This is a genomic window from Mesorhizobium sp. M1E.F.Ca.ET.063.01.1.1 (assembly GCF_003998155.1).
GTDB lineage: Bacteria > Pseudomonadota > Alphaproteobacteria > Rhizobiales > Rhizobiaceae > Mesorhizobium.
The window spans coordinates 1-6095 of the sequence record NZ_RZSC01000341.1 but is presented as its reverse complement, the minus strand read 5'-3'; the positions used below and the strand labels follow the sequence as shown (position 1 = coordinate 6095).

6 protein-coding genes are annotated in these 6095 nt (G+C 64.4%); all 6 read left to right on the top strand.

Annotation, left to right across the window (positions count from 1 at the left end):
* Positions 1–49 precede the first annotated feature (49 nt).
* The 6 genes from rpsR (at position 50) to EOA29_RS21800 (ending at position 5973) form a co-directional block, all read left to right on the top strand.
* The gene (gene rpsR / locus EOA29_RS21825; RefSeq protein WP_006203718.1) at positions 50–298 is read left to right on the top strand and encodes a 30S ribosomal protein S18; all 249 of its coding nucleotides are present in this window, start codon (positions 50–52) and stop codon (positions 296–298) included.
* 214 nt (positions 299–512) lie between these two features.
* Positions 513–1097, top strand: coding sequence for a 50S ribosomal protein L9 (rplI, locus tag EOA29_RS21820; RefSeq protein ID WP_126094850.1), 585 nt, complete (start codon positions 513–515; stop codon positions 1095–1097).
* Positions 1098–1368: 271 nt separating this feature from the next.
* Entirely contained in the window at positions 1369–2655 is a 1287-nt protein-coding gene (locus EOA29_RS21815) for a cyclopropane-fatty-acyl-phospholipid synthase family protein (protein ID WP_126094851.1), read from the top strand.
* A gap of 69 nt (positions 2656–2724) precedes the next feature.
* Complete coding sequence (locus tag EOA29_RS21810) at positions 2725–3048, top strand: YnfA family protein (RefSeq protein WP_126094852.1); 324 nt, start codon at positions 2725–2727, stop codon at positions 3046–3048.
* 1 nt (position 3049) lies between these two features.
* The gene (locus tag EOA29_RS21805) at positions 3050–4015 is read left to right on the top strand and encodes a small ribosomal subunit Rsm22 family protein (protein WP_126094853.1); all 966 of its coding nucleotides are present in this window, start codon (positions 3050–3052) and stop codon (positions 4013–4015) included.
* Positions 4016–4482: 467 nt separating this feature from the next.
* Positions 4483–5973 carry a replicative DNA helicase gene (locus tag EOA29_RS21800; protein WP_126094854.1) on the top strand — a complete coding sequence of 497 codons (1491 nt, stop codon included), beginning with the start codon at positions 4483–4485 and terminating at the stop codon, positions 5971–5973.
* Positions 5974–6095 lie beyond the last annotated feature (122 nt).

Below are 6095 nucleotides of genomic sequence, written 5' to 3'. Positions count from 1 at the left end.
ACCGTGGTCCGCGCCGTCCGCGCGAATACGTTGAAGGGGGTGCAGAATAATGGTCGACATCAACCAGATCCCGACCCGGCGCCCGTTCCATCGCCGCCGCAAGACCTGCCCGTTCTCCGGCGCCAATGCGCCCAAGATCGACTACAAGGACGTGCGTCTGCTGCAGCGCTACATTTCCGAGCGCGGCAAGATCGTGCCGTCGCGCATCACCGCCGTCAGCCAGAAGAAGCAGCGCGAGCTCGCCAAGGCGATCAAGCGCGCCCGCTTCCTCGGCCTGCTGCCCTACGTGGTTCGCTAAGCTAGAGTATTGACGCGGGCGGCTTGCCGCCCGCTTCGACCCCACGGCGACGGGCGCCGCAAGGGCAGGTTCAAATCCCGAGTTGAGGCCACGAACCTCTAACTGCCAGACAGGCAGGACAGCGACACCGGCGGCGACGCCCCTCTTGCTTCCTGACCTGTTCCAACAGAATCCGACGTCATCCCGGATGGCGTCAAACCGAAGGAACGAAACCATGGAAGTCATTCTCCTCGAGCGCATTTCCCGCCTCGGCCAGATGGGCGACACCGTCAAGGTCAAGGACGGGTTCGCCCGCAACTTCCTGCTCCCGCAGGGCAAGGCGCTGCGCGCCAACGAAGCCAACAAGAAGAAGTTCGAGGGCCAGCGCGCCCAGCTCGAAGCCCGCAACCTCGAGCGCAAGTCGGAGGCCAGCCAGGTCGCCGAGAAGCTCGACGGCAAGAGCTTCATCGTCGTGCGCTCGGCCGGCGAGACCGGCCAGCTCTACGGCTCGGTGTCGACCCGCGACATCGCCGAGCTTTTGACCGCCGAGGGCTTCAGCGTCAACCGCAACCAGATCGAGCTCAACCAGCCGATCAAGACTATCGGCCTCACCAATGTGGCGATCGCGCTGCATCCGGAAGTCGAGGTCACCGTCACGCTTAACGTCGCCCGCTCGGCTGAAGAGGCGGAGCGCCAGGCCAAGGGCGAGATGCTGACGACGGCCGAAGCCATCTATGGCGAGGACATCAACGACAACGCCCGGCCGGAGAACTTCTTCGACCCGAACGCCGAATTCGAAAGCGGCGAAGACAACGCCTGATCGCCAACACCTGATCGACAGGGCCGGAGCGCTGCTCCGGCTCGCAGGCCTCCAGAATTTCTGGACTAACGCCCGGGCACACGACCCGGGCATTTTTATGCCAAATGGAACTTTTCGAACCCCTATATCTTGAGGCAGACTATAGCGTCGCGCGTCCTTTGGACGCAGAAATGACGCCGTAGTACCTGTGACTTTCGCGCAGGACCCGCCCGATACCGATACCGTTTCGGGCCTTGCGCGGAAGTCAGCCTGCCCTGAGGGACATTTGGTCATGAATATTCTTTTGAAGCGCATTCTCGACGGCCTGGTGCGCACGGGCAATCTCAAGGTCACCGGGCCGAAGGGCTCGTCCGTTACTTTCGGCGACGGCAGCGGCGAGCCCGTGCACATGCACATCAAGACCACGCATGCCGAGCGCGCCATCAGCTTCGATCCGATGCTGGCCGTGCCCGAGGCCTATATGGACGGCGAGCTCGACATCCTCGAGGGCGGGGTGCTGGGCATGATGCGCATCGCTTTCCAGAACATGGGCAGCGGCGGCATCGACGCGACCTGGTCGAAGGCGATCGAGGGTCTGCGCCACGCCTTTCGCCGCCTGCAGCAGATCAACACCGCCTCGCGCTCGCGCCGCAACGTGCAGCGCCACTACGATCTGTCCGGCGAGCTCTACAAGCTCTTCCTCGACGAGGACATGCAGTATTCCTGCGCCTATTTCGAACAGCTCGACATGACGCTGGACGAGGCGCAGCTCGCCAAGAAGCGCCATATCGCCGCCAAGTTGAGGCTTAAGCCCGGACAAACGGTGCTCGACATCGGTTCAGGCTGGGGCGGGCTCGGTCTCTATCTCGCCAAGACGTTCGACGTCGATGTTCAGGGTGTGACGCTGTCGACCGAACAGCATGGCGTCGCCACCGACCGCGCGCATGCGATGGGCCTGCAGGACCGGGTGCATTTCGACCTCAAGGACTACCGCGCGCTCAACGAACGCTTCGACCACATCGTCTCGGTCGGCATGTTCGAGCATGTCGGCGTCAACCACTACCGCACCTTCTTCGACAAGGCGGCGACGCTCTTGAAGCCCGACGGCGTGATGCTGCTCCACACCATCGGCCGCTCCGGCGTGCCGTGGGCGACCAGTGCCTTCGTCCGTAAATACATCTTCCCCGGCGGCTACATCCCGGCCCTTTCCGAAGTGATGCCGGCAATCGAGAAGTCGGGCCTGGTGGTCACCGACATCGAGATGCTCAGGCTGCACTATGCCGAGACGCTGAAGCACTGGGGCATGCGCTTTGCCGCCAACCGCGACAAGGCCAAGGCGATCTATGACGAGCGCTTCTGCCGCATGTGGGAATTCTACCTCGCCGCCTCGGAAGCCGCCTTCCGCTGGCAGGACCTGGTCATCTTCCAGATCCAACTCGCCAAGAAGAACGACACGCTGCCGATGACGCGCGACTACATGGCCAAATGCGAGAAGGCGTTGGAAATGCGCGACCTCGGCCATCAGGAGCCGGCTCCGGTGGCCGCCAAGCCCGCGCGCCGCCGCAAGGCGGTGGAGTAGGCGGCGCGGATTGCCGCTTGCCATTGCGGCTGATGCCGTGAAAAAGGTCTCGTTCGCGAGGCCTTTTTCATGACCTATCTCATCTACATCGCAGCCGCGCTTGCCGAGATCGCCGGCTGCTTTTCTTTCTGGGCCTGGTGGCGGCTGGCGAAGTCGCCGCTGTGGCTTGTTCCCGGCCTCGTCTCGCTTGCCCTCTTCGGCTTCCTGCTGGCGCTCGTCGACACCAACGCCGCCGGCCGCGCCTATGCGGCCTATGGCGGCATCTACATCGCCGCCTCGCTCGGCTGGCTTTGGCTGATCGAAGGCGCGCGCCCCGACCGCTTCGACCTCGCCGGCGCCGCGCTCTGCATCGTCGGCGCCTCGGTCATCCTTCTGGCACCGCGGGGAGTCTGAAGTGGAGCTGCCCGCCCCGCTCCGGCAAGGCGTCGACGGCCTGCTCGAAAAGGTGCCGCTGCCGGCGCTGAAACAGGCGGCGAGAACGCTTTCCGAACGCTACCGCGCCGAACTGCGCGACGGCCGTTTGCACATGGCCGAAGACATGGCGGTGAAGGCCTATCTGGCGACCAGGCTGCCCGCAACTTACGCCGCTGTCCGCGCAAGCCTCGATGCGCTGGAAGAGGCTCGACCCGAGTTCCTGCCGAAAAGCCTGCTCGATATCGGCGCCGGGCCTGGCACCATGCTTTGGGCCACGGTGGACGTCTGGCCTGAGCTCGAGCAGGCGGTTCTGGTCGAGGCGAGTGCTTCGGTGCGCAAGATCGGGCAGTCGCTGGCAGCCGGCGCGATCGCCGCCCGCGCGGACTGGGTCGCCGGCGACGCCACCATCGATCTCGACGGTCTCGGGCCCGCCGATCTCGTCAGCGCGGCCTATGTTCTGGACGAGATCGCGCCGGCCTCGCTGCCGAAGCTCGTCGGCAGGCTCTGGCGGTTGACCTCCGACACGCTGCTCGTCGTCGAGCCCGGAACGCCGGCCGGCTGGCAGCGCGTTCTTGCCGTGCGATCGCAGCTCATCGAAGCCGGCGCGCATGTCTCGGCGCCTTGCCCGCACGTGGCGCCCTGCCCGCTTGTTCCGCCCGACTGGTGTCACTTCTCGCGCCGTGTCGCCCGCTCGCGCCTGCATCGGCTGGCCAAGGAGGCCGACGTGCCGTGGGAGGACGAGAAGTTCATCTACCTCGCCGCATCGCGGCAGCCGGCGGCGGCGCGCGCGGCGCGGGTGATCGCGCCGCCGAAAGCGGGTTCGGGCAAGGTGGTGCTAAAGCTTTGCCAACCGGACGGCAGCGCCGGCGAGCGCCTGTTCAGCAAGCGCGACGGCGAAGTGTTCAAGACGGCGCGGCGGGCGGACTGGGGCGATACGCTGGCATAGGCCGCATACCCGGACGACCTCGGCATCGAGAGAGTCGCATCGCCGGTGCGCTGGCGGCTCGCGTGCTTTGGAGATTAGCCGAAGCGTCCAGACTTCGTCATCCACGGGCGGAGCGGGAGCGAAGCGACGCGGCGCAGACCATAGGATGACGACCTGACGAGTGTTTCGACTAATCTAGGTCGTCCGCGGCACCCTGCGCGAACAGACGTGGCAGATCGGTTGTGAGCGAGCCTCCGACGGCAATCAGCCATCTAATTTGTTCTTGCTTCGTTCCATACTTGCGCATAAGAATCATGACTTGCCGAGTCAACCGGAATCGGGCCACCGGAATACTGTCCTGTGGACGGTTCGCCGTTCCTGTGAACAACGGGCATCAAGGCCGATTGGCCGCGTGGTGATGCAGAAAGGTCAACACCGACTCATCTCGTTCTTGTTATCGAGAAGCCGGGATCGAAATCGGGGACATCATGGCAGAAGCAGCGCGCAAAATCGGCGTGGCGGAGCAACCGCTTTATCGCGAGGCACCGAACAACATCGAGGCCGAGCAGGCGCTGCTTGGCGCCATTCTGGTCAACAACGACGCTTTCTACCGCGTTTCCGATTTTCTCAAGCCCGCGCATTTCTACGAGCCGCTGCATCGACGGATCTTCGAGGTGGCGGCCGAGCTCATCCGCATGGGCAAGATCGCGACGCCGATCACATTGAAGACCTTCCTTCCCGCCGAAGAAAAGGTCGGCGACATGACGGTCGCGCAGTATGTCGTGCGCCTTGCTGTCGAAGCGGTCACCGTCGTCAACGCCACCGATTACGGACGCGCCATCTACGACCTCGCCACGCGCCGCGCGCTGATCACCGTCGGCGAGGACATGGTCAACATCGCCTATGACGCGCCGGTCGACATGTCGCCCTCCGACCAGATCGAGGACGCCGAGCGGCGTCTTTTCGAGTTGGCGGAAACAGGCCGCTACGACGGCGGCTTCGAGAGCTTCAACGATGCGGTCAAGACCGCCGTCGACATGGCCAACGCCGCCTTCATGCGCGACGGCCATCTGTCGGGTATCGCCACGGGCCTGCGCGACCTCGACCGCCGCATGGGCGGCCTGCAGCCCTCCGACCTGATCGTGCTCGCCGGACGCCCCGGCATGGGCAAGACCTCCTTAGCCACCAACATCGCCTTCAACATCGCCGAGGCTTACGTGCCGGCGCAGCAGGCCGACGGCAGCTTCAAGGCGGCCAATGGCGGCGTCGTCGGTTTCTTCTCGCTCGAAATGTCGTCGGAGCAGCTTGCCACCCGCATCATCTCCGAACAGACCGAGATTTCGTCATCGAAGATCCGCCGCGGTGAAATCTCCGAGATGGATTTCGAGAAGCTGGTCGCCTGCTCGCAGACGATGCAGAAGATCCCGCTGTTCATCGACCAGACCGGTGGTATCTCGATCGCGCAGCTCTCCGCCCGCGCGCGGCGGCTGAAGCGGCAGCGCGGCCTCGACCTCATCGTCATCGACTATATCCAGCTGATGCAGGGGTCGAGCGCCAGGGCCTCGCAGAACCGCGTGCAGGAAATCACCGAGATCACCACGGGCCTGAAGGCTTTGGCCAAGGAGCTCGGCGTGCCGATCATCGCGCTGTCTCAGCTCTCGCGTCAGGTCGAAAGCCGCGACGACAAGCGCCCGCAACTCTCGGACCTGCGCGAATCGGGCTCCATCGAGCAGGACGCCGACGTGGTGCTGTTCGTCTACCGCGAGGAGTATTACCTCAAGAACCGCGAGCCGAAGCTCGGCACCGACGAATACATCAAATGGGAAAACGAGATGAACGAGGCGCGCGGCAAGGCCGAGTGCATCGTGGCCAAGCAGCGCCACGGACCGACCGGCACGGTCAGCCTCGCCTTCCACGGCGAGTTCACGCGCTTCTCGGATTTGGCGGAAGAGCATCATCTGCCGGAGAGGTTTGAGTAGCTTTTGGCAGACGTCAGCGCTCCGTCACACCCCCCTCTGGCCTGCCGGCCATCTCCCCCGCAAGGGGGGAGATTGACTGCCGCCACGACCTTCGCCAATCGCCGACGTTGCAGGAATAGCGC